The following is a 25,011-nucleotide window of genomic DNA, read 5'->3' on the forward strand; positions in this document are numbered from 1 at the left end:
GTCCTCGGATGCGCGCTCTCTCGTCACGGAACAAGAGTAGAGGACAAGCCGACCCGCCGCCGCGCCCGACCCGTCGTGACGCTCAGCGGCCGACCCGTCGTGACGCTCAGCGGCCGGGTGAGGCAGGGCGCCGACCGGGACCGCCCTTCCAAGAGAGATGTCAGACGCTGCCGATAGGGTAGAGGCGTGAGCATGTTGACGACTACAGGACATCGGCTTCCCGGCGCACCCGGCCGGTTGGTCACCGAAACCGCGGTCTGGGGCGCACTCATCGTCCTCGCCGCGATCAGCTACGTCGTGGCCGGCACCAGCGGCTATCTCACGACGGTCAGCGGTCGCGCGTTCACGATGATCGGGGAGACGCTCGTGGCCGGGGAGTTCGACAACCTCGCCGGCAGCCTCTCCCTCCTCATCGTCTTCGTCCTCGCCGGGGCGCGCCTCTTCATCCCGTCCACCGTGTTCGCCCGCCGCGGTCCCGGGGTGCGCAAGCTCGCCCTGAGCATCGCCATCATCGCCGAGGCGGTCCTCCTCATCGTCCTCAGCCTCGCTCCCAGCGCCTGGCTGACCTGGGTCTGTGCCCTCATCCTCGGCGCCGTCATCGGGCTGCTCATGAGCCTGACCCCCTTCACCAACGAGAAGCCGTGGCGTCGCGTCGGCGTGCCTGCGACCGTGCTGCTCTTCCTCGCCTGCTCCTTCCAGATCATGGGCGGATCCTCCGCCGGTACCCAGGCCCTGGGTTGGATGAGCCTCGCCGTCGGCATCGCCATGGCCATCGGCGCCGTGATGATCTACCTCACCCCCGAACGCGCCCTCCACGCGGAGTCGGCGACGACCGGCGCCTTCCCGGTCGCGAAGGCGAAGATCGCCAGGCCCCCGGCGACCATCGACAAGCCGTGGGTGCCGACCGCGCTCTTCGCGGTGCTCGGAGCGGCGTTCATCCTCGCCCAGCCGACCGCCATCGAGCACGGCTTCGGGCAGGCCGGATACGCACTCATCCTCGTCGTCGCCCTCCTCGGATGGGCCATCGGCTTCGAGATGGGTCCGACCTTCGCACCGGGCATGTCCCGCCCCCGCGTCTCGGCCTTCGCCCTCACCGTCTCCGGCATCCTCCTCGTCGCCACCGGCGCGATCGACGAGCTCTCGGGCAAAGTGGTCCTCACCGGAGCCGTCGCGTTCCTCGTCGGCATCGGCGTGCGCTCGCAGGTCTACGACTTCTCCCGCCGCATCGGCGCTGTTGCCGGCGGTCTCATCGCCCTGCTCATCAACGCCGTCAACGTCACCGTCGACCCCATCGGCGCCGACCCGATGTGGTCGCTGCCGCCCGCCGACGTCGCCTTCGTCCTCATCGGCCTCGCCGCGCTCATCGCCGGCATCGTCGGCCTCTTCGTCTTCGACCCCCACGGCATGCAGGGCCTCTCGGTCGACATCGTCCACGGCTTCCGTCCGCACGCCCACACCGATGATGCGAGCAGGGACGGCGTCGGCGCGCTCGCCGACCGGTTCGGCCCCGGCTTCTTCATCGCCATCGAAGGCGGCGACGGGTCGGGCAAGAGCACGCAGATCGCCCGGATCTCCCGGGCACTGGCCGATGAGGGCTACAGCGTCGAAGCGACCCGGGAACCCGGCGGGACCGAACTGGGCCGACAGATCCGGTCGGTGCTCTTCGACTCCGAACCCCCGAGCCCGCGCACCGAGGCGCTCCTCTTCGCCGCCGACCGTGCCCATCATGTCGCGTCCCTCGTCGACCCCGGTCTCGACGCCGGCAGCATCGTCATCACCGACCGCTACATCGACTCGACCGTCGCCTACCAAGCGGCCGGCCGCGAGTTCGACCCGACGACGATCCTCGCCCTAAGCCGGTGGGCGACCGAAGGGCTCATCCCGCACCTGACGATCGTCCTCGACATCGACCCCGAGGTCGCCGCCGAGCGGATGAGCGCGCGCGGAGGCAGCAACTACCTCGACGAGGAGAGCCAGCAGTTCCACCAGCGCGTGCGCCAGACCTACCTTTCGCGTGCGCAGAAGGACCCTGAGCGCTACGTCGTCCTCGACGCGTCCGTGACCGCCGACGAACTCACCGGCCAGATCCTCGAAGCCGTCCATGCGCGGCTGCCGCACACCCTGACCAAGGGGTCGGGGAACGCGGCCGACGCCGAGGCGGTCGCTGAGTCCTCGCCACCGCCGGTCACCGCCGTCGCCGAGGAGTCGGAGACCATCGTCCTCGGAACCCCCGGTGCGCCTGAAGCGCCGAGCACGGGTGCACCCGATGCGCCTGGCCCCGCGGCAACTGACGCGCCGAGCCCCGGTGGGGAACACCGGTCTGACGAGCGCGAGTCGGCGGGGGACGACGAGGCCGATGAGCGGTCGCGGTTCATCCCCGTCTCCGACGAGCGCGTCGTGCCGACGGCACGTGCCGATGCCGATGAGGACGGTGTCGCGACCGATCGCGTCGACCTCGGCGCCGACCTCAGAGACGACCGTTCCGACGAGGCGGACGCCGACTCCGCCGCAGGCAGGAACGACGAGGACGACCTTGACGACGAGATCGTTGTCATCGAACGCGAGACGCCCGTGTCTGGTGCGCGTGCCGCATCCGCCACCGACGCCGAGGCGACCGACCGCGAAGCCGCCGACCGCGAAGCCGCCGAGCGTGGGGACAGGGATGAGCCGACGCGGTCCGCCGACCAGCCGGGCGATCCCGGGGAAGCGGCGACGACCGTGCTGCCGGCCCAGCGATTCACCCCCAGGGCTCCGCTGACCGATGAGGACGACCCCGATGAGGCGCCGACGAATGTCATCGACACCTCGGCGGCACGGGGACATGACCGGTCGGCCGATGACGGACCTGCCGCTGACGAGGCGGAGACGACCGTCCTGCCCGCCCGCAGCGCCCGGCAGACGAGCCGGGAGCGCCTGCAGGCGCAGGCCGAGATCGAACGCCAGGCACGCGAGCGGGTGCGTCGACAGCGTGAGCGCAACCGCTCCCGCGGCAATGGTCCGGGGGGAAGCCGGTGAGCGTCTTCGACGAACTCGTCGGCCAGGACGATGTCGTCCGCCAGCTCGAGTACGCCCTCCACTCTCCGGGGGCGATGACGCACGCGTGGCTCTTCACCGGTCCTCCCGGGTCGGGGCGCTCGAACGCCGCGCGCGCGTTCGCCGCCGCGCTCATCTCCGGGGGAGAGGCTCCCAACGAGGTGACCGATCGTGTGCTCAAAGGTCACCACGAGTCGCTGACGATCATGTCGACGCAGAAGTCCGTCATCGCCATCGACGAGGTCCGCGATCTCGTCGGCACTGCACAGTCGGCGCCGGTGAATGCGCCGTGGCGCGTCGTCATCATCGAGGACGCGGACCGGATGACCGAACGCACCGCCAACGTCCTGCTCAAGGCCATCGAGGAACCGCCGCCTGCCACGGTCTGGCTGCTCTGCGCGCCGAGCCCGATCGACGTGCTCACGACGATCCGGTCCCGGTGCCGTCCGGTGCGGCTGCGCATCCCCTCGCGCGAGGCCGTCTCGACGCTGCTCATCGAACGCGACCACGTCGCCCCCGAGCGGGCGCGCTGGGCGGCCGCGGTCGCCCAGAACCACATCGGGCGGGCCAAGCACATGGCGCTGAGCGAGACCGCTGCGGACGAACGGCGGAAGATCCTCGACATCCCCGGCAAGCTCACCTCGGTGGGGGCGACGATCCGGTTGGCCGGTCGCATCGTCGACGAGGCGGCGGAGACGGCGAAGGCCCGGGTGGAGGAGCGCAACGCGAAGGAGCGCAGCGATCTCATGGAGACCCTCGGCATCGCGGGGGAGAAGACCGTGCCCCCGTCGGCCAGGGCGCAGATCCGCAGGCTCGAGGAGGAGCAGAAGCGGCGGTCGGTGCGGGCGCGCAACGATGAGCTCGATCGGATCTTCCTCGAGCTCATGAGTCTCTACCGGGACATCCTCATGTACCAGCTGGGGATCCGCGACGGGTGGATCAACGCCGGTGAGGACGAGCTCATCGCCGAGCAGGGCAACAGGGACACCGCCGATACGACGCTGCTGCGCATCGACGCCATCGCCGAGGCGAGGCGACGCCTGCAGACGACGATGTCACCGGTGCTCATCGTCGAATCCGCGTTCGTCCTGCTCTCGAATCCGTGGCTGGCCGCGGACCGGGACGGCGCAGCCTGACCGACCTCGGATCAGTCCTGCACAGCGTGGGGCTGCTCAGGCTTCGTCGAGGATTTCGCCGACGAGGGCGGCGGTGAGTTCGACCCGGCGCGGGATCCACAACTGCAGGGCGTGCTCGGTGCGAGCATGCGAACCGCCGCCGACGGTGCCGAGCCCGTCGAGCGTGGGCGTGCCGACTCCGGCGGTGAAGTTGCCGTCCGAGCCGCCGCCGACGGCGACCGAGCGCAGCGGCGGGTGGCCCAGGGTCGAAGCGAGGCGCTGCGCTCGGGCATAGAGGGCCATGGCCATCTCCTCCTCGAGCGGTGCGCGGTTGATGCCGCCGCGCAGGTTGAGCTTCGCTCCGGCGACGGACGGGGTGAGGGACCGCAGTTCGGCGTCGATGCGCTCCTGTTCGGACACGGTCGCGGCACGTGAGTCGATGCCGACGACCGCCTCGGCGGGGACGGTGTTCGTCGTCGATCCGCTGTGCATGACCGTGGGGACGACGGAGGTACCGACGGCCGGGGCGTGGAGGGCCGCGATCCGCACGACTTGGTTGGCGATCTCGACGGTGGCGTTGATGCCCTTCTCGGGTTCGACTCCGGCGTGGGCGGCCAGGCCTTCGACCTCGAGGGAGTAGATGGCCACCCCCTTGCGGGCGATCTTCACCGAGCCGTCGGGGGCTCCGCTTTCGAAGACGAGGGCCGCTTTCGCTCCGCGGGCCTCGTTCTCGATGATCTCGCGCGAACCGGGGGAGCCGAGTTCCTCGTCGGCGGTGATGAGGATGCTCACCCCGTCGAGGCTGCCGCGTTCGGCCCGCATTCGTGCCATGGCGTAGAGGGCGATGAGGACCCCGCCCTTCATGTCGTCGGCGCCGGGGCCGCGGACGACGCCGTCGACGGCGGAGTAGGGGAAGGTCTTGAGGGTGCCGGTCGGCCAGACGGTGTCGTGGTGGCCGATGAGGACGACCTCGCGAGGGCCGTCGCCGAAGCGCCAGAGCAGGTGCGGGCGTGAGTCCGTCTCGATGACGTGCGGCGCCGCACCGAGGAGTCCTGTGCCGATGCGGGAGATGAGGCGGGCGCTGCGGGCGAGCGCCTCGGGGTCGTGGGAGAACGATTCGCATTCGATGAGCGCTTGGAAGTCGCTCATGAACTCTGTGGAATCGAACTCTCTCACGGACTGTGCCTCTCTTCTGCTTTCAGATCGTCCTCCCAAGGTTAGCTGGTCAGCGGCCTGTGATCCGTGTCGCATGGGAGTCGGGCGCTGGGCGGCTGATCCGTCCGGCTTCCGAGCACGGCGGGATTTCCCTGGATGAATGCGCTGATCAGAGGGCTTCCCGTCGAGGTGAACACGTCCCCGCGGGGACGTCGCTGACTGGGCTTCGCCGTTTTGACCCTGGGCACGGACATTGGCTAGAGTTGGTGCGGTTGCCGCCTTAGCTCAGTCGGCAGAGCGATTCACTCGTAATGAATAGGTCGCGGGTTCGATTCCCGCAGGCGGCTCGGTGACCAGGCCGGATACTCAGGTATCCGGCCTTCGTCATATCCGAATGACACGATTACGCCACGCTTTGTGTGGGTTATAGGACAGAAAGTGTGTCTTTTCCGGGCGCGTCACCCGCGTCGTCCTCCCCACCCCTTCTGGATGCCGATGCCGTCTTCCCACGAGAACCCTGTCCCGTACTCCACCGGTCCGATCGGCTCCTCACGAGGAGCACGCACACGCTTCGGCGGTGCCCAATGCTCCGGCCCGACCAAGGACCACCCCGTCCCGGCCTGATGAGACCTCTCGAAGAGGAACCAGTCCACCCCACGCCGGGCATGCCCCTCACTCAACCCGCGGTGTGCCCGCAGCAGTCCTTTGATGCCCGCATTGATCCCGCCTTCTAACGCGTTCGTCGTCCGCGCGAGCTCGATACCCTCGTCAGCGGCATCCAACCAGGTGAACAAGTGTCCTTTCGCGATGATCCGTGAGAGGAAGAAATACGCTCGACGGGTCCGCAGATGCGTGTACCACCACGACTGTCCACGACGGACATGCGCCGGCCTCGCACCAGCGTCTTTGGCCCTGGTGCGGTGTTTGAGGAACCTTGACCACTTCGCCTCCCACGACGCGAACGCCGCCAACCACGCTGCTGCTTGATCGCGGGAGTCAACCCGCGGCAGCGCCTGGTACAGGCGCAACAGTTCCTGGTTGGCCGGCAAGCTCGGATTCCGGGTCAGGTGCCGGTGTCCGGCCTGCCGGATATGGAAGAAACACCGTTGGATGCGGGTATCTGGCCACAGCGTCTCGATCACAGTGGTCAAAGGACCGTTGCCATCGACGACGGCGTATCTCGGGGCAGGGATACGGGCGATCAACGCCGTCCAGGACGCGGTCTTCTCCCGATCACACCACTGCCAGTGAATGACCTTCTCCCCGGTGTAGGCGATGAGGACGCACCACCCGTTGAAATAGGTGCCATCGAGCATGATCTGGTCATGGATCTCCCCAGTCGCTGACACGGTCGGGGCGATTCGCCAGCACCATTGAGTGCGGCGGCGGAAGGTTCGGGTCGACCCGAAGTGATCGACAGCCGTCTGTGGTGCGGGACCGAGTAGCCAGTCGAGGAAGACCCGCAGCTCGGTTCTTCGTGTCGATACGGCCCGTGTACCGGTGCTGCTGGCCCCGCAGTTCGGGCACCGGTACCTCGGTGTACCAGCACTGGTCGTGCCGTTCTTCTTCAGCCTTGTTTGACAGATCACGCATGTACGTCGATTGCAAGCACCCCATCGATGCTAAGCCCGATCAGCTAAGCAAACCGGGTATTGCCGTTGGGATTGCTGGGCACGAGCCTGATCCGAGACACACTTTCTGTCCTATAGCCCCTTTGTGTCCGGGCGATGAACGCGTCGAGAACCCCGACAACATCGGCAGGACCGCGATTCTCGTGCTCTATGTAGTGCTTGCTGGTCACGCCCACCTCGGAGTGCCCAAGCTGCTGTGAGGCCCCCTTGAGGTCCGACGAGCGGTAGACCTGCGTAGCGACAGTCTTTCGGATGGTGTGCGATGTCACCCATGACAGATCCACACCGTCGGCCATCTCGCGAACCTGCCGAAAACGCGCAGCGTAGTTGTTCTTGTCTAGCCAGGTGCCGACTGATGTGGGGAAGATTGCACCCGAGTCGGGGACTCTGTCATGCCCCGGGGATAAACGAGGCAGGGAGATTGGAAGAAGGAGTTTCTCTCTTGCCAGTGAAATACACCGACGAACTCAAGGCTCGTGCCGTCGAGCTCGTCATCCATGCCCAAGCCGATCCCGAAACTGCGAACGGAGCCATCACCCGCGTCGCGAAGGAACTCGGCCTGAGCAAAGTGACCCTGCGGGTTTGGGTGCGCAAGCACAAGGAATCCGGCAAATCCACGCCGACTGAGTCAGTCGACCTGGAAGCGGAGAACCGCCGGCTGCGGGCTGAGCTGGCCGAAGCGAAACGAGCCAACGAGATCCTGAAGAGAGCGTCGGCTTTCTTCGCGGCGGAGCTCGACCGCCCATCGAAGTAGTCGTTGATTTTATCGACGACAATCGTCACGAGTTCGGAGTCGAGCCAATCGTGCGCGCCCTGAAAGGGACTGCTGCACGGATTGCTGTGAGCTCGTATTACGCGTACAAGAAGCGCCCACCCTCGGCACGTGCGATCAGAGATCGGGAGCTCATGGTCGTCATCAGAGACGTCTATGAGGCGAACTATTCCTGTTACGGGGTGCGGAAGATGTGGAAGGCGATCAACTGCGAATACGCCGATGAGTTCGGTCCTGTTGCCCGCTGTACGGTGGAGCGGTTGATGCGTCGGTTGGGCATCGACGGGGTACGGAGGAAGCGCAAGCGTCCGAAGACGGTCTCGGCCCGTGCTGAGGAGTGTCCGGACGATCTCGTTGAGCGTGAGTTCACAGCACCGGGCCCGAAACGCGTCTGGGTCGCCGACATCACGTACGTCCCGACTCAGGCTGGGTGGGTGTACACGACGTTCATTCTTGATGTGTTCCATCGGGAGATCGTGGGCTGGCAGGTGACGAACCATATGCGGGAGTCTCTGGCCAGAGACGCTTTGACGATGGCGTTGGCGGCGAAGTATCGGGTTGGTGAAGACGTGTCCGGGCTGGTGCATCACAGCGATCGCGGGGTTCAATTCCGGTCGATTCGCTATGGTGAGGCCCTCGCGGAGTCAGAGATCGTCGCGTCTGTGGGATCGCGTGGGGATTCGTTCGATAATGCGATGGCTGAGGCACTGAACTCGGTGTAGAAGGCTGAGTTGATCGACCGTAAGGTGTGGTCGGGGTTGATCGAGGTGTTGGCGAAGACGCCTGCGTGGGTGGCCTGGTACAACCAGTCCAGGCTGCACTCAGCGATCGGGTACCGCCCGCCGCTCGAGGTCCATTCGGAATGGAGCAACCTGTCCGCGACAACACCCGCAGCTGCAAGGAAACCAAGAAAAGGAACCTCTACGAAACCCGGGGCTTGACATTACGAACCGAGGCACTGACCTACGCCCCGTCGCTCACACCGAGCGGCGGGGCCACCTTTGATGCCTTCCAGCGCGGCGCTACACCGACAGGTTCGAGGTGACGTATGGTGATACAGAGATTCGTGTCAGTGACGCGTGGAATAGTCTCTTTGACCAAGGCGCTCTTTGAGAAACCTACAGGAGAGAGGGGGACGGCGATGGCTGAACTTGTTTACCAGGCCGCAAGGAGAGAAGCCAAGCGACTCCTTGACACGGTGTGGAGTGGCAACTATCCGGTCCGCATGAAGCCCTTCAACTCAGAGGTGGGGGCGCAGGCTTACGAAGCAGACTTGGGCGACGATCTGTCTGGCGTTGTCTCGAAGGAAGCTGGGAAGCCAGCAAAGATCGTACTCAACTCCCGACACGTCAAGCGCCGGAACCGGTTCACGTGGGCGCACGAAATTGGGCACATAGTTGAGCGTCGCGAACTTGCCGACGACGACGACTATTCGTTCGAAGAACTGAAGCGGAGCACCGACTACGATCTGCATGAGTTCTTCGCAGACGAGTTTGCCGGAGCTTTGCTGATGCCTGAGGCGAAGATCCTCGAGCTCAAAGAAAGTGGTTACACACTTGCAGAGATGGCTGAGTTCTTCGACGTTTCCGTTGACGCTGTTTCGAAGCGTCTGCAGCGCCTGAGGAAGCACCCGAGGTGAACAAGGCGAGCGACGACTCTCTCGGGGACGCCGGTGGTGTCATAGCGTCGAAGCAACACTCCCGGTCGGCGGGGGTCTGATCGGTGGAGTGTGCAGATGGCGCGGGTGGGGTTGTCGTTCAGCGACAGGTCGGAGATCTCGGCGGCCTCGAAAGCGGGCTGGTCGGTGCGGAGGATCGCCCGTCACCTGGGGCGTTGCCCGTCGGTGATCTCGCGGGAGCTTCACCGGAACTCGACGAAGACCCGCGGCTACCAGGCCGTGACCGCAGACGTCAGAGCGCAGCGTCGGCGAGCTCGCCCGCAGCAGCGGAAGGTCGCGGGGGATCCGGTGCTGCAGGCGAGGGTGGACGCCGACCTGGCCGCGTCCTGGACGCCGAACGAGATAGCGGGCCGGTTGCGTCTGGAGGCGACAGACCCGACCGTTGAACGCATGGCGAACTCTCCTGACGCACGCGGCCGAACCGTCTCCGGTGAGGCTATCTACCAGTACATCTACGCAATCCCGAAGGGTGAGCTCGCCCGCAAGGGCATCTTCCTGCAGTCCAAGCGGACCAAGCGCCGACCACGTACGACCGGGCGGACGCGCGGTGGCCCAATCGTAGGTATGGTCCCGATCGCGGAGCGAGGTGAGGACGCCGCCCAGCGTCGGGTGCCGGGGCACTGGGAGGGTGACCTGATCATCGGGAAGAACGGCACCTCGTGCGCGGCGACGCTGGTGGAGCGGATGAGCGGGTTCACCGGGCTGCTGGCCCTGCCCTCGAAACACGCCGAGCCAACCGCTGACGCGGTCATCGAGTTTTTCAACGACCTGCCCGAGATGATGAAGGCATCGTTGGCGTGGGACCAGGGCAGCGAGATGGCCCAGCACGCGAAGGTCTCCCTGGCCACGGCGATGCCGGTCTACTTCGCCGATCCCCACTCGCCCTGGCAGAGGCCCAGCAACGAGAACACGAACCGGCTCTACCGGGAGTATCTGCCCAAGGGCACGGTGATCCCCGATCACCAGCCCTACCTCACCACCATCGCCGAGGAGATCAACAATCGACCCCGCCGCCGACTGGGCTATCTCACGCCCACCGAGGCATTCGCTCGACTGCTCGCCGGCGAGCCCCATGTTGCTTCGACGCCTTGACATCGCCGCCCCGGCGGAAGAACTAAAGACCAATGTCAATCGCTCGGAAAATGTGTCGGACCTTGCCGGCGAAATTGCACAAGGAGTCAAGCAGCGCAACGGTCAGCAGAAGATTCTCTTTGTGGGAGTCTGTTTTCTCGTCGTCATCAGCTTTTTGCTGACTGTGATTCTCGTTTTCATGCTAGGTATAGGGGCTCTTCGCAGCTGAGAGTGTAGTCGGGTTGGGCGCGTCGGTCGCTGGATAGGGGTCGAGGCCCTCCGAGGATGGAAGTTCTGACACTGCCCATCCTGAGGACCTCGACATGGATCACGCTACCTTCGTTCGCCCTGACCTGACCACGTTCTGCCGTCTCGACGAGCTCGGCCTCGAGGCCGTCGGGCAGCGGGTTGAGCCTGATCGTGCGGTGATCCAGTGCCGGGTCCTGGAGCCGGACCCGTGGTGCAGGGAGTGCGGGGCCGAGGGCGTGCCCCGAGACACGGTGATCCGCCGGTTGGCGCACGAGCCGTTCGGGCACCGGCCCACGACCTTGATGGTCCGGGTCCGCCGGTACCGGTGTGTTACCTGCCGTCGGACGTGGCGGCAGGACACGTCGAAGGCCGCGGCGCCGCGGGCGAAGATCACCCGTGGCGGGGTGGGCTGGGCGCTGACCGGTGTGGTCGTGGACCACCTCACCGTCAGCCGCGTCGCTGCCGGGCTGGGAGTGTCCTGGCATACCGCCAACGAGGCGGTCATCGCCGAGGGCAAGCGGGTGCTGATCGACGATCCGGCCCGGTTCGCCGGGGTCACCACCATCGGGGTCGATGAGCACGTGTGGCGTCACACGCGCCACGGCGACAAGTACGTGACCGTGATCATCGACCTCACCCCGGCCCGGAACAAGTCCGGGCCCGCGCGGCTGCTGGACATGGTCGCGGGCCGGTCGAAGGCCGTGTTCAAGCAGTGGCTGGCCGATCGTCCTCGGGCGTGGCGGGACGGGGTGGAGGTCGTCGCGATGGACGGGTTCACCGGGTTCAAGACCGCTGCCGCCGAAGAGCTACCCACCGCAGTACCGGTCATGGATCCGTTCCACGTCATCCGTCTGGCAGGTGAGGGACTGGACCGGTGCCGGCAGCGCGTCCAGCAGCACACCCTCGGGCACCGGGGCCGGGCCGGGGACCCGCTCTACCGGGCGCGGCGGACCCTGCAGACCGGCGCGGACCTGCTCACCGACACCCAGCGCGCCCGGCTGGACACGGTATTCGCGGCAGACGAGCACGTCCAGGTCGAAGCGACCTGGGGCATCTACCAGCGGATGGTCGCCGCCTACCGCGAGCCCAACAAGACCACGGGCAAGCAGAGGATGCGAGCGGTCATCGAGTCGGTCGCCAGCGGCGTCCCAGACGCGCTGGTCGAGATCCGCACACTCGGCCGGACGCTGAAGCAGCGCGCCGCAGACGTGCTCGCCTTCTTCGACCGGCCCGGGACCTCGAACGGGCCGACAGAGGCCATCAACGGCCGACTCGAACACCTCCGCGGCTCCGCCCTCGGCTTCCGCAACCTCACCCACTACATCGCCCGATCTCTACTCGAGGCCGGCGGATTCAGACCCCGACTACACCCTCAACTGCGATGAGCCGGTATAGGGAACATGGAATTGACGGCATCCGGTCAGGTAGCTGCGATCGCGGCATTCGGCGTGCAGCCGTTCATTCTAGTCGGCGTCCTCACGTCGAACGTTTACCGAGGCAGCCCCTTCGAGCTCAGCGATAAGTCAAACGGCGCCAACTAACGTGTCACCAAAGGCCTCGAGCTGGATAGAAATGGCCCCCATCGCATCACGCGGTGGGGGCCTTTCGTCAGGCCTGAAACCGACTTTGGCTGTGCGGCGGAATGAAGGGTTCAGGAGTGGAGGTAAATCGTCCCTTCCGAGTAGCCGGGGTCTCGAGTCTCGCCCGGCTTTAGCGAGGGGCGATGATCGTATCTCGCGATTCTAACGCTGTCCTTGTGCCTCCCGGTGGTGACGACGGCAAACACCTCAACCAAGCGGGGGGCCGGATTTTGCGATCGTTTAGCCCACTCCAAAGTCTCGTCAAGGCTCGCCTTGGAGGATTCGTACACCGCGACAGACGTGAGATCTTGCGGATCAGATTCGTTGCCGTGCCAGAACGCAACGCGAAAGGCGTCGACTACATCCTCGTGTCGGACGTCTCGCTCGTCGATTAGATGAAACGTTTCGGCGCTCATTGTTCCCTCAACTGGTTGTGTAAATGCAGACTCCAGTCACGCAAGGATCGCTGTTTCATATCCTTTTCCAGACCGTCTTAGATTGCGTAGCTGTTCGCTTGCCCGCGAGGGATGGGTGGCTGGTGATGATCCACGTGCTTGTGCCGTTCCAGAAGCCCGTTCCTCTGCCGCCGTTCGATCCCACGACCGGGGTGTAGTATGGATCGGAGAACCTCCCAGTATTGGCCGTGAGTGTAATTCTCGCATCGCTCCGAGCCCTTGTCTGAGCCTTTCCCGGCCGCGAGCTTGAACTGGCAGCAGGATACAGACTGAGTAAGCCCCTGACTCGCAGGCTGATTTTGGTGCTGACTCCTTTCGACTCGCATTTGTACCTAGTCTTGTATATAGCTCCACGTGCTCCATTTGAGTAATGCGGGTAGTCAATTCTCGCGGTGCACTTTACGAAGCGGGCATTTTCTTCCTCGGATGATTCGGCACTTCGAGAAGCGACCTGGCCCCCGAGCGTCACCGTCGTTTCCACGTACTCCCGGGTGTCGCCAGCCTGTCGAAGGATTTCCTCTTCCGACATATTGAGTGCGTCCGTCTCGACTCTTTCGGACCATGCTTCGTACTGCAGCATGGTTGAGGAGGCAATTTGCGCATCTTCGTCTTCTTCTGCGGATGCGGGAGACGAGACGCCTGCGGCAAGCAGGATCGACATGCCTATCGCCAGAACTACCTTGGGTGGCTTCACGCGATTCCAATTCTGCTAGCTCCGCCTCGGCAGCCACGATGCGACCGAGCGTCGGAGTGAGGTGGGTTGATACTAAGCAGTAGCCGACCGAAAGGGTGCAGGGATGCACGAGCGATGTCGAGATTGTGATCGAATCGAGACCCGAACTCCTGGTTCGCCTGTGGACTTACTCTCCTGGCGAAAGTCCAGGCTTGATCTAGCTCACACGGATCTTTTGGTCGGCGCCGCCAATATGATCCTGAACAGGCATTTCGAGGTTGATGATTGCTGTGGGCACCGTCGCGAGTGTGATGAGGACCCAGCCGGGGACGTCTCCGCGATCGGGGCGGTCACGGTCGAGATGATCGCGGCCGGTTCGCGCAAGGGAAAAGCCCGAACCGGAGCCGTCGATGATCTGGCGGCGGTGGCGCGCCGTGCGGCGGGGGACAGAGGTCTGCCCCGGCGACGACGTGGGATCGGCTGCCCAGCCGAGGGCGAGCAGCGTCAGGCTGGTCGTGAGGTGCCGGAACATCGGGTCTCCTCCGTGGGGGTCGGGTTCTGTCAGCGGCGAGGCGGTCGGGTCGGCTGTCATGGGCTGAGGTCGAGGACGGCGAGGCCGATGGTAGCGAATTCCTTGTTCATGAACGTAGAATGAGGGACCCGATTTCCCCGGTTGGAGCAATTTGCTCTTGCTCTAACCGGGGATCCCTTATTTCTTTTGCTTCTTCCTGATGAAGAGGCTCAGAAGGCCAGTGGTTGCTTTGATCAATGCGGCTAATCCGAAGAGTATCGCGGCGATTCCGGCCAGTGGGTGGTGTCATAGCGTCGAAGCAACACTCCCGGTCGGCGGGGGTCTGATCGGTGGAGTGTGCAGATGGCGCGGGTGGGGTTGTCGTTCAGCGACAGGTCGGAGATCTCGGCGGCCTCGAAAGCGGGCTGGTCGGTGCGGAGGATCGCCCGTCACCTGGGGCGTTGCCCGTCGGTGATCTCGCGGGAGCTTCACCGGAACTCGACGAAGACCCGCGGCTACCAGGCCGTGACCGCAGACGTCAGAGCGCAGCGTCGGCGAGCTCGCCCGCAGCAGCGGAAGGTCGCGGGGGATCCGGTGCTGCAGGCGAGGGTGGACGCCGACCTGGCCGCGTCCTGGACGCCGAACGAGATAGCGGGCCGGTTGCGTCTGGAGGCGACAGACCCGACCGTTGAACGCATGGCGAACTCTCCTGACGCACGCGGCCGAACCGTCTCCGGTGAGGCTATCTACCAGTACATCTACGCAATCCCGAAGGGTGAGCTCGCCCGCAAGGGCATCTTCCTGCAGTCCAAGCGGACCAAGCGCCGACCACGTACGACCGGGCGGACGCGCGGTGGCCCAATCGTAGGTATGGTCCCGATCGCGGAGCGAGGTGAGGACGCCGCCCAGCGTCGGGTGCCGGGGCACTGGGAGGGTGACCTGATCATCGGGAAGAACGGCACCTCGTGCGCGGCGACGCTGGTGGAGCGGATGAGCGGGTTCACCGGGCTGCTGGCCCTGCCCTCGAAACACGCCGAGCCAACCGCTGACGCGGTCATCGAGTTTTTCAACGACCTGCCCGAGATGATGAAGGCATCGTTGGCGTGGGACCAGGGCAGCGAGATGGCCCAGCACGCGAAGGTCTCCCTGGCCACGGCGATGCCGGTCTACTTCGCCGATCCCCACTCGCCCTGGCAGAGGCCCAGCAACGAGAACACGAACCGGCTCTACCGGGAGTATCTGCCCAAGGGCACGGTGATCCCCGATCACCAGCCCTACCTCACCACCATCGCCGAGGAGATCAACAATCGACCCCGCCGCCGACTGGGCTATCTCACGCCCACCGAGGCATTCGCTCGACTGCTCGCCGGCGAGCCCCATGTTGCTTCGACGCCTTGACATCGCCGTGTCCCTGCATCCATATTCTCAACTCTCGCGTAGTTGTGGTCTCAGATCTGGTGACCGAACGCGATGAGATTTTCGTCTCGAAGTAGAGTTCGTGCATGCCGAATCGCTGAACTCGCCTCTGCACTGATGTCGTCACAGATTTATTGCCAAAGCTTGTCGGATTCGTAGCAATCAACACGGTCGTGTCCGTGCTATCCCTCAAGCTTGGGAGAGTCCGCACAGAAGAACAACCAGGAGGATCCGCTTGTCCATCTACGACGAAGCAATTCAGCGTGCCGGTCGAACTCTCACCGAAGGTGTTCGCCGCTTACTAGAGGGCACGACCCGCGAAGCTGCGGAACGCACCCACACTTTCCGTGGCCCGAGTACCGGCGATCTTGAAGCCCGGGGTATCACCCGGTTCCGCTTTGTTAGTGATCAGGGAGGGGGAGAGGGCAAATGAACCGACTTCTCACCGATGATGAGGTGGCCGAGCAGATCGGTTGCTCGAAATCTAAGCTGCACAACGACCGGGGTCTCGATCGTGGGGATGGAGGCGACCGTGTACCCAAATGGATTGAAGTCGGCACCTCGTGGCGCAAGCGAACAAGAGGTACAAGGCAATCAGCTGTCGACGAGTGGCTCGATCGACATGAATTCGGCTCTTCAACTTTGAGCGTGGTGGGGCCCTGAAGTAGGGCTCGCGGCCCTACGCCAGCATGGGTGTTGTCTAGACATCTCATGAGCGAGGACCGCGAGCGTGCACAAGCCTACGTTCGACGTCGATGCGGCGTCGATCCTGTTCAACCTGTCCGGTTACCGAGTCGTCTCGGCCACCCCTGGCGTCGGCGTTGAGCAACCGCGGCAGGTGCTGATCGAGACGACCACGAGCGAGGGCGCCTGCCCCTCCTGCGGGGTGCTGTCCTCGCGGATCCAGGCAAGACCTACCCAGCGCGTGAAGGACGTGCCGTGCGGGGGTGAGCGGCTCGACGTGCTCGTGCGCAAGCGCCGCTACGCCTGCCGTGAGTCGTTGTGCCCGCGGCGGTCGTTCACCGAGGAGACCGAGCAGCTGCCCGCGCGGGCGAGGGTCACGACCCGGCTGACCGAGCAGGTGATATCCGCCTGCCGGGCCGAGCCGCGGGCGGTGTCCCGGGTCGCGCACGAGGCGCACCTGTCCTGGCCCACGGTGATGCGGATGCTCACCACCACCCTGGACCTGGACACCGGCGTGGACCGCCGGCACGTGCGGCACCTGGGGATCGATGAGCACCGGTTCCGCACCGTGCGCTACCTGCGCGACCCGGACACCCACGCGGTGAAGCGGGTCGAGCCGTGGTCCATCGTGTTCACCGACCTGGACGACGGCGCGATCCTGGACGTCGTCGACGGCCGCCGCGGCAAGGTCGTCACCTCCTGGCTCGCGGCGCGGCCGCGGTGGTGGCGCCGGCGGGTGCAGGTCGTCGCCCTGGACATGTCGAGTGAGTTCCGGGCCGCGGTCCGCAAGGCACTACCGCGGGCGAAGGTCAGCGTGGACCACTGGCACGTGGTGCGGCTGGCCAACGAGATGGTCACCAAGGTGAGGAGGCGCCGGGTGTGGGAGCTGCACGAGCGCCGAGGGCGGGCGACCGACACCCCGTGGAAGTACCGCAAGCTGCTCACCTGCGCCGGTGACCGGCTCACCGTCCGGCAGCGCACCAAGCTGCAGCAGATCCTGGCCGAGGACGTCGAGCTGGCCGTCGCGTGGGGCATCAAGGAACACGTCCGCCAGGTCCTCACCGCCACCGACACGCCCTCCTTCCAGCGGCACTGGGCCCGCCTTGAGAGCGCCGTGCGAGCCACCCACCTGCCCGAGCCGGCCGCGCTGTTCCGGACCCTGCTGGCCTGGCGTCGTGAGCTGCTCACCTTCTGCCGAACCAGGGTCACGAACGCTCGCACCGAGGCGGCGAACCTGACCGCCAAGACGATCAAGAGGGTCGGGCGCGGGTACCGCAACCATCGGAACTACAGATGCCGCATCATTGGCTATGCGCCCCGACCGATCGCGGCGTGAACACCCAGCACCACGCTCAAAGTTGAAGAGCCATGAATTCGGACGCGGTTCAGGCGGCGAAGGTGAGCGGAGTTGATCAATCTCGAACGGTTGCTCACGGCGAAACAGGTGGCAGAAATACTGAATTGCTCAGTACAGCATGTCAACCGTCTTCGCGGTCGAGGTGATCTCGCTGCTATCGCAGTAGGAGGCATGTATCGATATTCCCCGGACGAGATTAGCCGGTATATCGACAGATAGGGCTCCTTGGGTCACCAGTCTTTACAACGCGATGTTGGCCAAGGTGAAGTCGCGACACGGCGATGTCAAGGCGTCGAAGCAACATGGGGCTCGCCGGCGAGCAGTCGAGCGAATGCCTCGGTGGGCGTGAGATAGCCCAGTCGGCGGCGGGGTCGATTGTTGATCTCCTCGGCGATGGTGGTGAGGTAGGGCTGGTGATCGGGGATCACCGTGCCCTTGGGCAGATACTCCCGGTAGAGCCGGTTCGTGTTCTCGTTGCTGGGCCTCTGCCAGGGCGAGTGGGGATCGGCGAAGTAGACCGGCATCGCCGTGGCCAGGGAGACCTTCGCGTGCTGGGCCATCTCGCTGCCCTGGTCCCACGCCAACGATGCCTTCATCATCTCGGGCAGGTCGTTGAAAAACTCGATGACCGCGTCAGCGGTTGGCTCGGCGTGTTTCGAGGGCAGGGCCAGCAGCCCGGTGAACCCGCTCATCCGCTCCACCAGCGTCGCCGCGCACGAGGTGCCGTTCTTCCCGATGATCAGGTCACCCTCCCAGTGCCCCGGCACCCGACGCTGGGCGGCGTCCTCACCTCGCTCCGCGATCGGGACCATACCTACGATTGGGCCACCGCGCGTCCGCCCGGTCGTACGTGGTCGGCGCTTGGTCCGCTTGGACTGCAGGAAGATGCCCTTGCGGGCGAGCTCACCCTTCGGGATTGCGTAGATGTACTGGTAGATAGCCTCACCGGAGACGGTTCGGCCGCGTGCGTCAGGAGAGTTCGCCATGCGTTCAACGGTCGGGTCTGTCGCCTCCAGACGCAACCGGCCCGCTATCTCGTTCGGCGTCCAGGACGCGGCCAGGTCGGCGTCCACCCTCGCCTGCAGCACCGGATCCCCCGCGACCTTCCGCTGCTGCGGGCGAGCTCGCCGACGCTGCGCTCTGACGTCTGCGGTCACGGCCTGGTAGCCGCGGGTCTTCGTCGAGTTCCGGTGAAGCTCCCGCGAGATCACCGACGGGCAACGCCCCAGGTGACGGGCGATCCTCCGCACCGACCAGCCCGCTTTCGAGGCCGCCGAGATCTCCGACCTGTCGCTGAACGACAACCCCACCCGCGCCATCTGCACACTCCACCGATCAGACCCCCGCCGACCGGGAGTGTTGCTTCGACGCTATGACACCACCCACGTTAACGACACGGAATCAAGCTGAAACTTTCACTTAGGCGGGGGTTGGGGCGCAGATGCTCTGCTGCTTGACGGCGCCGTAATTGCAGGTCAGAGAGTGACTGAAGCAGACTCGTGCATACCAGGAGAAACAATCCTCCACATAATGAATAGGTCGCGGGTTCGATTCCCGCAGGCGGCTCGGCAACGCCCCTCCCCAGTCTCAACAGGCTGGGGAGGGGCTTTTTCTGTTCCGCCTGCACCCCTTCGCGAGGAGGAACTCTTTGCCATCGACGGATCGCCCGGCGATCACATCTTGAGTGTTGAACGATCACGCCTGTAATGGTGAACGATTCTGCTACAGTGCATCCCGTAACTGTGTTGTGAACCACACCGGCGTGGTGCCGGCCCTCAGGCATCCGATCGTTGAAAGCAGAAGATGAAACCAGTCTCGAAGCGCCTATTCGCCCTGTCGGCCGTCGCCGCCGTCGTCGCCTCATCACTGTCGCTGAGCAACCCTGTCGCAGCAGTCGAATCGACCTTCACCCCACCCTGTGTCGACGACCCGGTCGCCCTCGGACCCGAGGAGGAACTCGTCACGAAGCCGGCTCCCCGCGAGCTCCTCCGCTCCAGCGGCCTCGCCGACTTCGTCACTGCCTTCGCCGAAGACCTGTGCGCCCGGTCCGGGGAAGAGGCGATCGATGCCCTCGTCGAGAACCGGTCACGGGAACTGTGGACCCGCGGCATCGACGCCGCTCGAGCGATGACCGGGGGCGATGGTCTCGACGCGGACGACCGCCCCCTCTACTGGGCCCGCCTGGCGATGATCGGCGCCCTCAAGCAGTGGTCGGCGGAGAACCGGGTCTCGGACGAGACCCTCGCGGCCCGCACCGCCGTCATCGATCGGCTCTCCCGCGGTCAGGACACCCTCGACCCCGATGCGAGCGAACGCGACGTCGCCGTCATCACCGGATTCGACCCCTTCTCCCTGCGCTCCGAACCGCGGATCTCCAATCCCTCGGGAGCCATCGCGCTCGCGCTCGACGGTGAGGTCATCGACGGCCCGAACGGACCGGTCGAGATCCAAGCGGCGCTCTTCCCCGTGCGCTGGCGCGACTTCGGCGACGGGATGGTCGAGAAAGCCCTGACGCCCGCGTTCTCGGCCGAGAACACCCCCGAGCTCTTCTTCACCATCAGCCAGGGACGTCCCAACCAGTTCGACCTCGAAGCCTTCAACGGTGCCTGGCGTGGAGGCTTCGTCGACAACGAACTAGTCTGCTATCAGGGAATCGCTCCCATTCCCGCGGGCGTGACGACGGTCTCGCCGCAGCCGCAGTGGACGGAGTCGACCCTGCCGCGCGAGGCAATGGTCGCGGATACTGCCGGGAAGCCGTTCGCCGTCAATGATCGACGCTCGGTCACGGAGCTGCCCGGTGACACTCCGGCGACCGAACCCAGGCTCGGGTGCCCGGCGGACTCCGCGCTCAACGAAGGAACCCAGCGCGAAGACGGACCGAGCGAAGGCTCCGTCGCCCGAGCCGGCGGTGGCGGGGACTACCTCTCCAACGAGATCGCCTACCGCGCGACCCTGCTCCGAGACGCCCTCGGTCTCACCGACCTGCCGGGCGGCCACGTGCACACTCCGGTGCTCGAGGGAGTCCAGAAGACCGAATCGGAGATCAGCAATCCCGAGTTCGTCTCCAACCGGCAGGACATCATCGCCCAGACGAAGCTCCTGCTCGAAAGCGCCCTCGCCCAGCAGCCCGTAGACGACCCGGAACCGACGGACGAGCCCACTGACGAACCGACCGGCTCGCCGACGGAGACGCCCGCCCCCACCGAAGGCCCGACAGAGCCGACGTTGCCCACGAGCGGCCCGTCGACACCGGCGGACTCAGGGGCATCTGCAGACTCCGGTGCGACCGCGGACGGATCCAACGTCGCAGCCTCGGCGGACGGTGGCGACGGAGCAGGCCGAGGCGAAGCGATGCCGCGCACCGGTGGTCTGCCGATGTCCACGGCCGTCATCGGTGCGCTGCTGACCGTCGTCGGAGCTGGACTCGTCTTCGGTGTCCGTCGTCGCAGGCGGGGGTGACGTCGTCGGCTCACTGAGCGACGAGGCGGGCTAGAGCATCTTCCCCTGGACGTTCCAGCCCTGCGTCTTCACCTGGCTCAGCGCCTTCATCCTCCGGAACCCGACGGCATGACCGGAGAGGAAGTTCGACAGACGCAGCCAGAAGCCGTTCTTGTGCCGGTCGACGGACCGGATGTAGGCGTCGACATCGACCCGTGAGGCGAGGTTCTTGCCGGAGAAGAGGGCGATCATCTTCATGGCGTCCTCGGGCGCATAGTACGACGCCGTTCTGTCGGCGGTGTACTCCTGAGCGCGTGACAGCGTCGGGGAGAGCCGCAGGAGGACGAGGATCGGCTGGATCCCGCTGCGCCACAGGTTCACGTGCCCGCATCTGATGTGTCCCAGCTCGTGGCCCATGATGAATCGCAGCGCGCCGAAGTCTCCGTGGACGTAGGCGAGGTCGACGAGGTCGCTGTAGACGACGACATATCCGCGTTGCAGCTGGCATTTGGCGGCGTAGGCGTTCATCGTGCCGTTGCCGTTGATGACGTAGATCTGCGGGATCCCCGACATCCTCCCGGTGCCGGCGCCGAAGCCCATCTCGAGCGCGAGTTCCCGGTAGACGGCGTAGAGCTCCGGGAACTGCTCGTCGGTGACTTCGACTCCGTTGGAGATCTTCGACCAGTAGAGGTAGCGGATGTAGATGAAGCTCGCCACCGGAGCGAAGAGGCCGATGAGCACGCCGAAAGCCCACTCATCGAGGGGGAGTCCGACGAGGATGAAGACGAGCGCTCCGGTGACGACGATCGCTGTGAGCTCGATGCCGACGACGAGCATCGGCATCTCTGCCCGATGCCGCAGTTCGCTGACCGTGGGGCCGGTGGGTCTGAGCGCGGTGGAGGGGTCGGTGAGTGCCATGGGTCAGTTTCCTCGTGAGATCCGTTCGGTGCGAACCGGGGGGGTCGGAATGCGGTTCGCGTCCGAGGAGCCAGCGCGATCACGCCGAGGTCATCACGCTGACAGCGCTCGGAGAGTACGCGAAACACTAACATGGGGACACCCGATCGAGGGATCGACGAGAGTCCGGCACCCATGAGCGCCGCGGCGCCTGGGGCTCAGAGCCCGAGCAGCTCGTAGGCTCGGCGGTACTTCTCCGTCAGCCGCGCCCGGGTCGCCTCGTCGAGGCGAGCCTGCCTGGCCGGATCGGTGTTGTCGGCGAGATCGGCGGTCTTCACGCGCACGGCCAGCGGGTTCGCGCGGACCCGAGCGAAGTAGTCCTCGACGTCCTCACCGGAGCGCTTCGTCACCGCGATGACCGCGTCGACCACCCCGGCGGGGAAATCCCCGCGCAGATCATCCTCCGTCACCGAGGTGTCCTCGACGACATCGTGCAGCCATGCGGCCGCGACGACCGCGGTCGACTCGTCGTCGCCGAGGTCATCGGCGACGAGGGCCGCCCGCGCGTTCGCCGCGACCCGGCGCGGATGGTCGATGTAGTCGAGACCGGCCTTGTCGACCTGCCCGCGGTGAGCCTCACGGGCGACCGCCTCGGCGCGGGCGATGATCTCGTCGTTCATCGCCAACGCTGCCACGCCGCCTGCCGGCTGACATCGGCGAGCTCGGCGACGCGGGCCCAGGAGTTGTGCTCGGCGAGGAGGCGGGCGCTGGTGCCCAGTGCCTCCCCGACCTCCGAGGACAGGGAGATGAGGGCGGAGAACGCCGCGGGATCGGGGGAGTGGGCGAGGCCGTTGATCGCCTCGCGTGCCTTTGCCACGAGTTCGGCGACCTCGGCCACTGCGGCATCCTGTGACTGCGTGCCTCCGGTCGCGCCGCCAGAGGGGGTCACGCGCGTGCCGGCCGTGCCGGAAGTCGAGCCGCCCGTGCCGGAAGACGTACCGTTCGAGCCGGTGAGGTCCACGGGTTCGGTGCTGTCGTCGAGGGTCACCACGATCATCTCCTCCGGAGAACTGAGGCTGCGGGTCCACCTGCGGGAGTGCCACCGGTACTCGACCTCGCCGCGCAGGGGTCGATAGACGGCAGTGTACAGGGTGCCGAAAGCGTTGTCGTAGTCCCCGCTGAAGACCCCCGGGCCGAGCATCGCCTCGGCCATCTCGTCGACTCCGCGGCCCTCGTCGAGGGCGTCGGTGAGCAGGTCCTGACGCTCGACGCTGCGGAAGCGGCGGGCATGATCGGGGTACTCCGGGTGCCGGCCGCGGTGGTTCGTCGCCACCGGGTCCTCGACGACCTCCGGGGCCATGCCGGGACCGACGTAGGCGGTGGCGCGCCTGCCCGCGGAATCGACCATCGTGAGGTTGTAGTACATCGACACCGGAACGGTCTGCAGCCTCCGCAGCGCCTCGGGCACGTCACCGGCGACCTCGAGGAGGAAGCGGACGACGAGGGGAGCGGCGAACCCGTCCCCGTCACCGGGCCGACCCCCGAAGGCGAGCGAGACGGCCAGTCCGTCCTCATTCATCCCGTCGAGCAGCCCCCACAGGCAGTCCGAGGTGCCGATCACCCGGCGGGTGCCGAAGCGCGTCGAAGCGTGGACCTGCTCGAAGAGCTCGAGTCCGTAGTCGTAGTTGCGCAGCAGCGCGGGTTCGGGGGAGCGCATCGCGACCTGGGAGCAGCCGGGCAGGAAGCGCGGCGGGTTCCACAGGGTGAGCATCCGGGCAGCCGTCTCATCATCGCCGGTGAGCTCGACGAGGCGCTGCCACGTGGGCACGAGCTCGGGCATGTGCTCACGCAGCTTCGCCTCGGCGGTGGCCAGGTCGGGGCGGGCCCAGTCGCCGTCGCGGAGATACCAGGCGCGGTAGGCCGGCCACACGGCGTCGAAGAGTGCCTTCCAGCGGGTCGAGGGGCGGTCTTCGGTCATTCCAAAGAAGGTGAAAGAAGTCATGTGTCAAGGTTAGGTTGACACTCTTCCAGGTGTCAAGAAAAAGTTTACAGATCGTCGTGGTCCGCCGGTGACCCGCGGCTGTGTACTCTGAGAGCACGCGCATCGTCGAGGCGAACGGAGAATCGCATGTCGCTGCTCATCCACCTCGTCGTCCTGTGCGGCCTCTTCCTCATCATGGGGTTCCTCACGACGCCGCCGGGGCACCGGACGTGGCGACGGGTCGGCGGCTTCCTCGGCGCGATCGGGCTCGGGCTGGCGATGACCGTCGTCGGCATGGTCATCGTCATCATCATGCTCGGCCTCTACATCGGCGGCGTCGCCCTCCTCGACATCAGCCTCGGCCTCTTCCTCGGCGTCATCTCGGTGGCTCTGGCATCGGGGATCGTCATGTTCCTCATCGTCCAGCCGATCATCCAGCGCACCGGAATCAGCGCCGAGCTGCTGACGATCACCGAGTACTACATCCAGTGGTTCCTCATCTACGTCACCGTCTACCAGGTGATCTTCGAGCAGCTCAACGGCCTCGGCCGGGTGATCAACGAACGCGACGTCACGCAGGAGCTCAACTCCTACCTCTCGTCGGTCCTCAATCCCTCCGCCCTCATCGCGATCCTCCTCCCGGTGCTCCTGTCCATCTGGGTCGCCGTCGCCATCGCCAAGATCCGAATCGACGCCGACCCCGCCGAGGCGGCGCCCGGTTCCGCGGGGGAGTCGCCTGCCGCTGAGGTCGAGTCCCCGGACGCGGATGCCGAGAGGGCGCGCAGACCCAAGCACTGAGTTCCGCGAGATCACTTCTTCTTCGGCGTGAACGACGTCGAGCACGACCACGATGTCTTGCCCTTCTTCGCGGTCACCGTGACCTTGACCTTCTTGCCCGGTGTCGCCCCCGAGATGTAGTACTTGAGGTTCGCCGTCCCCTTCTTCGAGGCGGTCGCGGACTTCTTCGTCTTCGTCGTCTTGTAGTGCGCGGTCGTCGTCACCTTCGCCTTCGCGCCGACCTTCGTGACCTTGACCGTCGTGTTCGAGTACTGCTTCGGCTTCGAGTTCGACATCGAGACCTTGCACGACTTCGTCGCCGCCTCTGCAGGGGAGGCGTCGAGAGCGATGGGGCCGGCGAGCAGACCGGCGGCGAGGATGAGAGCGAGGCCTGGACGCAGGCGGGCAGGGGTGAGCGCGGACATGATTCTCCTGAATCTCGAAGGGATGGGGTGACTGCTCGGAGCGAGGCGTCGCCTTATCCTAATCACTGCGCCTGTTGTCCGGGTGTCCCGTGACCGAACCGAGATGTGACCTT

25 protein-coding genes, 1 tRNA gene and 1 other annotated feature are annotated in these 25,011 nt (G+C 65.7%); of the genes, 15 read left to right on the forward strand and 11 right to left on the reverse strand.

Annotation, left to right across the window (positions count from 1 at the left end; genetic code table 11):
* Window positions 1-192 precede the first annotated feature (192 nt).
* Together tmk and ACQ1RG_RS08330 are read left to right on the forward strand one after the other, a co-directional pair.
* The gene (gene tmk, locus ACQ1RG_RS08325; protein WP_236586990.1) at window positions 193-3,015 is read left to right on the forward strand and encodes a dTMP kinase; all 2,823 of its coding nucleotides are present in this window, start codon (window positions 193-195) and stop codon (window positions 3,013-3,015) included.
* Complete coding sequence (locus ACQ1RG_RS08330; RefSeq protein ID WP_009380844.1) at window positions 3,012-4,169, forward strand: DNA polymerase III subunit delta'; 1,158 nt, start codon at window positions 3,012-3,014, stop codon at window positions 4,167-4,169. The genes tmk and ACQ1RG_RS08330 overlap by 4 nt, the downstream gene beginning before the upstream one ends.
* A gap of 36 nt (window positions 4,170-4,205) precedes the next feature.
* On the opposite strand, the gene ACQ1RG_RS08335 is transcribed toward ACQ1RG_RS08330, so the two are convergent.
* Window positions 4,206-5,297 carry a M20/M25/M40 family metallo-hydrolase gene (locus ACQ1RG_RS08335; protein WP_040342462.1) on the reverse strand — a complete coding sequence of 364 codons (1,092 nt, stop codon included), beginning with the start codon at window positions 5,295-5,297 and terminating at the stop codon, window positions 4,206-4,208.
* A 280-nt stretch (window positions 5,298-5,577) separates the two neighbouring features.
* On the opposite strand from ACQ1RG_RS08335, the gene ACQ1RG_RS08340 reads away from it, so the two are divergent.
* Window positions 5,578-5,650: transfer RNA gene (locus ACQ1RG_RS08340), tRNA-Thr, on the forward strand.
* Between the two features lie 111 nt (window positions 5,651-5,761).
* Here the strand turns inward: ACQ1RG_RS08340 and ACQ1RG_RS08345 are convergent.
* On the reverse strand, window positions 5,762-6,892 hold the full coding sequence (locus tag ACQ1RG_RS08345; protein WP_144589524.1) for an IS1249 family transposase: 1,131 nt from the start codon (window positions 6,890-6,892) through the stop codon (window positions 5,762-5,764).
* Between the two features lie 47 nt (window positions 6,893-6,939).
* Entirely contained in the window at window positions 6,940-7,389 is a 450-nt protein-coding gene (locus ACQ1RG_RS08350; protein WP_430600866.1) for a tyrosine-type recombinase/integrase, read from the reverse strand.
* Between ACQ1RG_RS08350 and ACQ1RG_RS08355 the strand changes: the two genes are divergently transcribed.
* From ACQ1RG_RS08355 to ACQ1RG_RS08385, 7 genes are all read left to right on the forward strand, one after another.
* Window positions 7,383-7,688, forward strand: a complete 306-nt coding sequence (locus ACQ1RG_RS08355) for a transposase (RefSeq protein ID WP_162909128.1) — start codon at window positions 7,383-7,385, stop codon at window positions 7,686-7,688. The two genes, ACQ1RG_RS08350 and ACQ1RG_RS08355, sit on opposite strands and share 7 nt — an antisense overlap.
* Window positions 7,649-7,777, forward strand: a sequence feature (AL1L pseudoknot). It overlaps the preceding gene by 40 nt.
* Window positions 7,739-8,428, forward strand: a complete 690-nt coding sequence (locus ACQ1RG_RS08360; RefSeq protein WP_236586897.1) for an IS3 family transposase — start codon at window positions 7,739-7,741, stop codon at window positions 8,426-8,428. (Overlaps the previous feature by 39 nt.)
* A gap of 45 nt (window positions 8,429-8,473) precedes the next feature.
* Complete coding sequence (locus ACQ1RG_RS08365; protein WP_430600867.1) at window positions 8,474-8,647, forward strand: integrase core domain-containing protein; 174 nt, start codon at window positions 8,474-8,476, stop codon at window positions 8,645-8,647.
* Window positions 8,648-8,799: 152 nt separating this feature from the next.
* The gene (locus tag ACQ1RG_RS08370; protein ID WP_162909129.1) at window positions 8,800-9,345 is read left to right on the forward strand and encodes an ImmA/IrrE family metallo-endopeptidase; all 546 of its coding nucleotides are present in this window, start codon (window positions 8,800-8,802) and stop codon (window positions 9,343-9,345) included.
* A 96-nt stretch (window positions 9,346-9,441) separates the two neighbouring features.
* Window positions 9,442-10,476 (forward strand): IS30 family transposase, encoded by a 1,035-nt coding sequence (locus tag ACQ1RG_RS08375; protein ID WP_009381402.1) that lies wholly within the window; start codon window positions 9,442-9,444, stop codon window positions 10,474-10,476.
* Window positions 10,457-10,684 (forward strand): hypothetical protein, encoded by a 228-nt coding sequence (locus ACQ1RG_RS08380; RefSeq protein WP_430600855.1) that lies wholly within the window; start codon window positions 10,457-10,459, stop codon window positions 10,682-10,684. Before ACQ1RG_RS08375 ends, ACQ1RG_RS08380 begins: the two co-directional genes overlap by 20 nt.
* A 94-nt stretch (window positions 10,685-10,778) precedes the next feature.
* Window positions 10,779-12,089 carry an ISL3 family transposase gene (locus ACQ1RG_RS08385; protein WP_036316278.1) on the forward strand — a complete coding sequence of 437 codons (1,311 nt, stop codon included), beginning with the start codon at window positions 10,779-10,781 and terminating at the stop codon, window positions 12,087-12,089.
* Between the two features lie 266 nt (window positions 12,090-12,355).
* On the opposite strand, the gene ACQ1RG_RS08390 is transcribed toward ACQ1RG_RS08385, so the two are convergent.
* The 3 genes from ACQ1RG_RS08390 to ACQ1RG_RS08400 all read right to left on the reverse strand — a co-directional run bounded on the left by ACQ1RG_RS08390 (window position 12,356) and on the right by ACQ1RG_RS08400 (window position 13,944).
* Entirely contained in the window at window positions 12,356-12,700 is a 345-nt protein-coding gene (locus tag ACQ1RG_RS08390) for a hypothetical protein (protein WP_009381332.1), read from the reverse strand.
* 55 nt (window positions 12,701-12,755) lie between these two features.
* Entirely contained in the window at window positions 12,756-13,433 is a 678-nt protein-coding gene (locus ACQ1RG_RS08395; protein ID WP_131248704.1) for a hypothetical protein, read from the reverse strand.
* A gap of 196 nt (window positions 13,434-13,629) precedes the next feature.
* Complete coding sequence (locus ACQ1RG_RS08400; RefSeq protein ID WP_009381335.1) at window positions 13,630-13,944, reverse strand: hypothetical protein; 315 nt, start codon at window positions 13,942-13,944, stop codon at window positions 13,630-13,632.
* A 342-nt stretch (window positions 13,945-14,286) separates the two neighbouring features.
* Between ACQ1RG_RS08400 and ACQ1RG_RS08405 the strand changes: the two genes are divergently transcribed.
* The 3 genes from ACQ1RG_RS08405 to ACQ1RG_RS08415 all read left to right on the forward strand — a co-directional run bounded on the left by ACQ1RG_RS08405 (window position 14,287) and on the right by ACQ1RG_RS08415 (window position 17,599).
* Window positions 14,287-15,321 carry an IS30 family transposase gene (locus ACQ1RG_RS08405; protein ID WP_009381402.1) on the forward strand — a complete coding sequence of 345 codons (1,035 nt, stop codon included), beginning with the start codon at window positions 14,287-14,289 and terminating at the stop codon, window positions 15,319-15,321.
* 748 nt (window positions 15,322-16,069) lie between these two features.
* Window positions 16,070-17,359: an ISL3 family transposase gene (locus ACQ1RG_RS08410; RefSeq protein WP_102213537.1), complete on the forward strand. Its 1,290-nt coding sequence runs from the start codon at window positions 16,070-16,072 to the stop codon at window positions 17,357-17,359.
* Window positions 17,360-17,467: 108 nt separating this feature from the next.
* Window positions 17,468-17,599, forward strand: a complete 132-nt coding sequence (locus ACQ1RG_RS08415) for a helix-turn-helix domain-containing protein (RefSeq protein ID WP_368773264.1) — start codon at window positions 17,468-17,470, stop codon at window positions 17,597-17,599.
* A 65-nt stretch (window positions 17,600-17,664) separates the two neighbouring features.
* On the opposite strand, the gene ACQ1RG_RS08420 is transcribed toward ACQ1RG_RS08415, so the two are convergent.
* Complete coding sequence (locus ACQ1RG_RS08420) at window positions 17,665-18,699, reverse strand: IS30 family transposase (protein WP_009381402.1); 1,035 nt, start codon at window positions 18,697-18,699, stop codon at window positions 17,665-17,667.
* A 484-nt stretch (window positions 18,700-19,183) separates the two neighbouring features.
* Between ACQ1RG_RS08420 and ACQ1RG_RS08425 the strand changes: the two genes are divergently transcribed.
* Entirely contained in the window at window positions 19,184-20,839 is a 1,656-nt protein-coding gene (locus tag ACQ1RG_RS08425) for a hypothetical protein (RefSeq protein ID WP_009380865.1), read from the forward strand.
* Window positions 20,840-20,869: 30 nt separating this feature from the next.
* On the opposite strand, the gene ACQ1RG_RS08430 is transcribed toward ACQ1RG_RS08425, so the two are convergent.
* The 3 genes from ACQ1RG_RS08430 to ACQ1RG_RS08440 all read right to left on the reverse strand — a co-directional run bounded on the left by ACQ1RG_RS08430 (window position 20,870) and on the right by ACQ1RG_RS08440 (window position 23,693).
* Window positions 20,870-21,736: a M48 family metallopeptidase gene (locus ACQ1RG_RS08430; protein ID WP_009380867.1), complete on the reverse strand. Its 867-nt coding sequence runs from the start codon at window positions 21,734-21,736 to the stop codon at window positions 20,870-20,872.
* Between the two features lie 197 nt (window positions 21,737-21,933).
* Window positions 21,934-22,410 (reverse strand): HD domain-containing protein, encoded by a 477-nt coding sequence (locus ACQ1RG_RS08435; RefSeq protein WP_313450547.1) that lies wholly within the window; start codon window positions 22,408-22,410, stop codon window positions 21,934-21,936.
* The gene (locus ACQ1RG_RS08440; RefSeq protein WP_430600043.1) at window positions 22,392-23,693 is read right to left on the reverse strand and encodes a C45 family autoproteolytic acyltransferase/hydolase; all 1,302 of its coding nucleotides are present in this window, start codon (window positions 23,691-23,693) and stop codon (window positions 22,392-22,394) included. The genes ACQ1RG_RS08435 and ACQ1RG_RS08440 overlap by 19 nt, the downstream gene beginning before the upstream one ends.
* A gap of 150 nt (window positions 23,694-23,843) precedes the next feature.
* Between ACQ1RG_RS08440 and ACQ1RG_RS08445 the strand changes: the two genes are divergently transcribed.
* A complete protein-coding gene (locus tag ACQ1RG_RS08445) occupies window positions 23,844-24,494 on the forward strand; it encodes an SA1002 family membrane protein (RefSeq protein WP_131248354.1) in 651 nt (216 codons plus the stop codon).
* 11 nt (window positions 24,495-24,505) lie between these two features.
* On the opposite strand, the gene ACQ1RG_RS08450 is transcribed toward ACQ1RG_RS08445, so the two are convergent.
* Window positions 24,506-24,898 carry a hypothetical protein gene (locus ACQ1RG_RS08450; protein WP_063249292.1) on the reverse strand — a complete coding sequence of 131 codons (393 nt, stop codon included), beginning with the start codon at window positions 24,896-24,898 and terminating at the stop codon, window positions 24,506-24,508.
* Window positions 24,899-25,011: the final 113 nt, after the last annotated feature.

This window comes from Brevibacterium sp. K72 (assembly GCF_050562175.1).
Classification (GTDB): domain Bacteria; phylum Actinomycetota; class Actinomycetes; order Actinomycetales; family Brevibacteriaceae; genus Brevibacterium; species Brevibacterium casei.

Coding starts and splice junctions, on each gene's coding strand:
- tmk (WP_236586990.1), top strand. CDS start 193: ATGTTGACGACTACAGGACATCGGCTTCCCGGCGCACCCGGCCGGTTG.
- ACQ1RG_RS08335 (WP_040342462.1), bottom strand. CDS start 5,297: ATGAGCGACTTCCAAGCGCTCATCGAATGCGAATCGTTCTCCCACGAC.
- ACQ1RG_RS08375 (WP_009381402.1), top strand. CDS start 9,442: ATGGCGCGGGTGGGGTTGTCGTTCAGCGACAGGTCGGAGATCTCGGCG.
- ACQ1RG_RS08380 (WP_430600855.1), top strand. CDS start 10,457: ATGTTGCTTCGACGCCTTGACATCGCCGCCCCGGCGGAAGAACTAAAG.
- ACQ1RG_RS08385 (WP_036316278.1), top strand. CDS start 10,779: ATGGATCACGCTACCTTCGTTCGCCCTGACCTGACCACGTTCTGCCGT.
- ACQ1RG_RS08390 (WP_009381332.1), bottom strand. CDS start 12,700: ATGAGCGCCGAAACGTTTCATCTAATCGACGAGCGAGACGTCCGACAC.
- ACQ1RG_RS08400 (WP_009381335.1), bottom strand. CDS start 13,944: ATGTTCCGGCACCTCACGACCAGCCTGACGCTGCTCGCCCTCGGCTGG.
- ACQ1RG_RS08405 (WP_009381402.1), top strand. CDS start 14,287: ATGGCGCGGGTGGGGTTGTCGTTCAGCGACAGGTCGGAGATCTCGGCG.
- ACQ1RG_RS08420 (WP_009381402.1), bottom strand. CDS start 18,699: ATGGCGCGGGTGGGGTTGTCGTTCAGCGACAGGTCGGAGATCTCGGCG.
- ACQ1RG_RS08425 (WP_009380865.1), top strand. CDS start 19,184: ATGAAACCAGTCTCGAAGCGCCTATTCGCCCTGTCGGCCGTCGCCGCC.
- ACQ1RG_RS08430 (WP_009380867.1), bottom strand. CDS start 21,736: ATGGCACTCACCGACCCCTCCACCGCGCTCAGACCCACCGGCCCCACG.
- ACQ1RG_RS08440 (WP_430600043.1), bottom strand. CDS start 23,693: ATGACCGAAGACCGCCCCTCGACCCGCTGGAAGGCACTCTTCGACGCC.
- ACQ1RG_RS08445 (WP_131248354.1), top strand. CDS start 23,844: ATGTCGCTGCTCATCCACCTCGTCGTCCTGTGCGGCCTCTTCCTCATC.
- ACQ1RG_RS08450 (WP_063249292.1), bottom strand. CDS start 24,898: ATGTCCGCGCTCACCCCTGCCCGCCTGCGTCCAGGCCTCGCTCTCATC.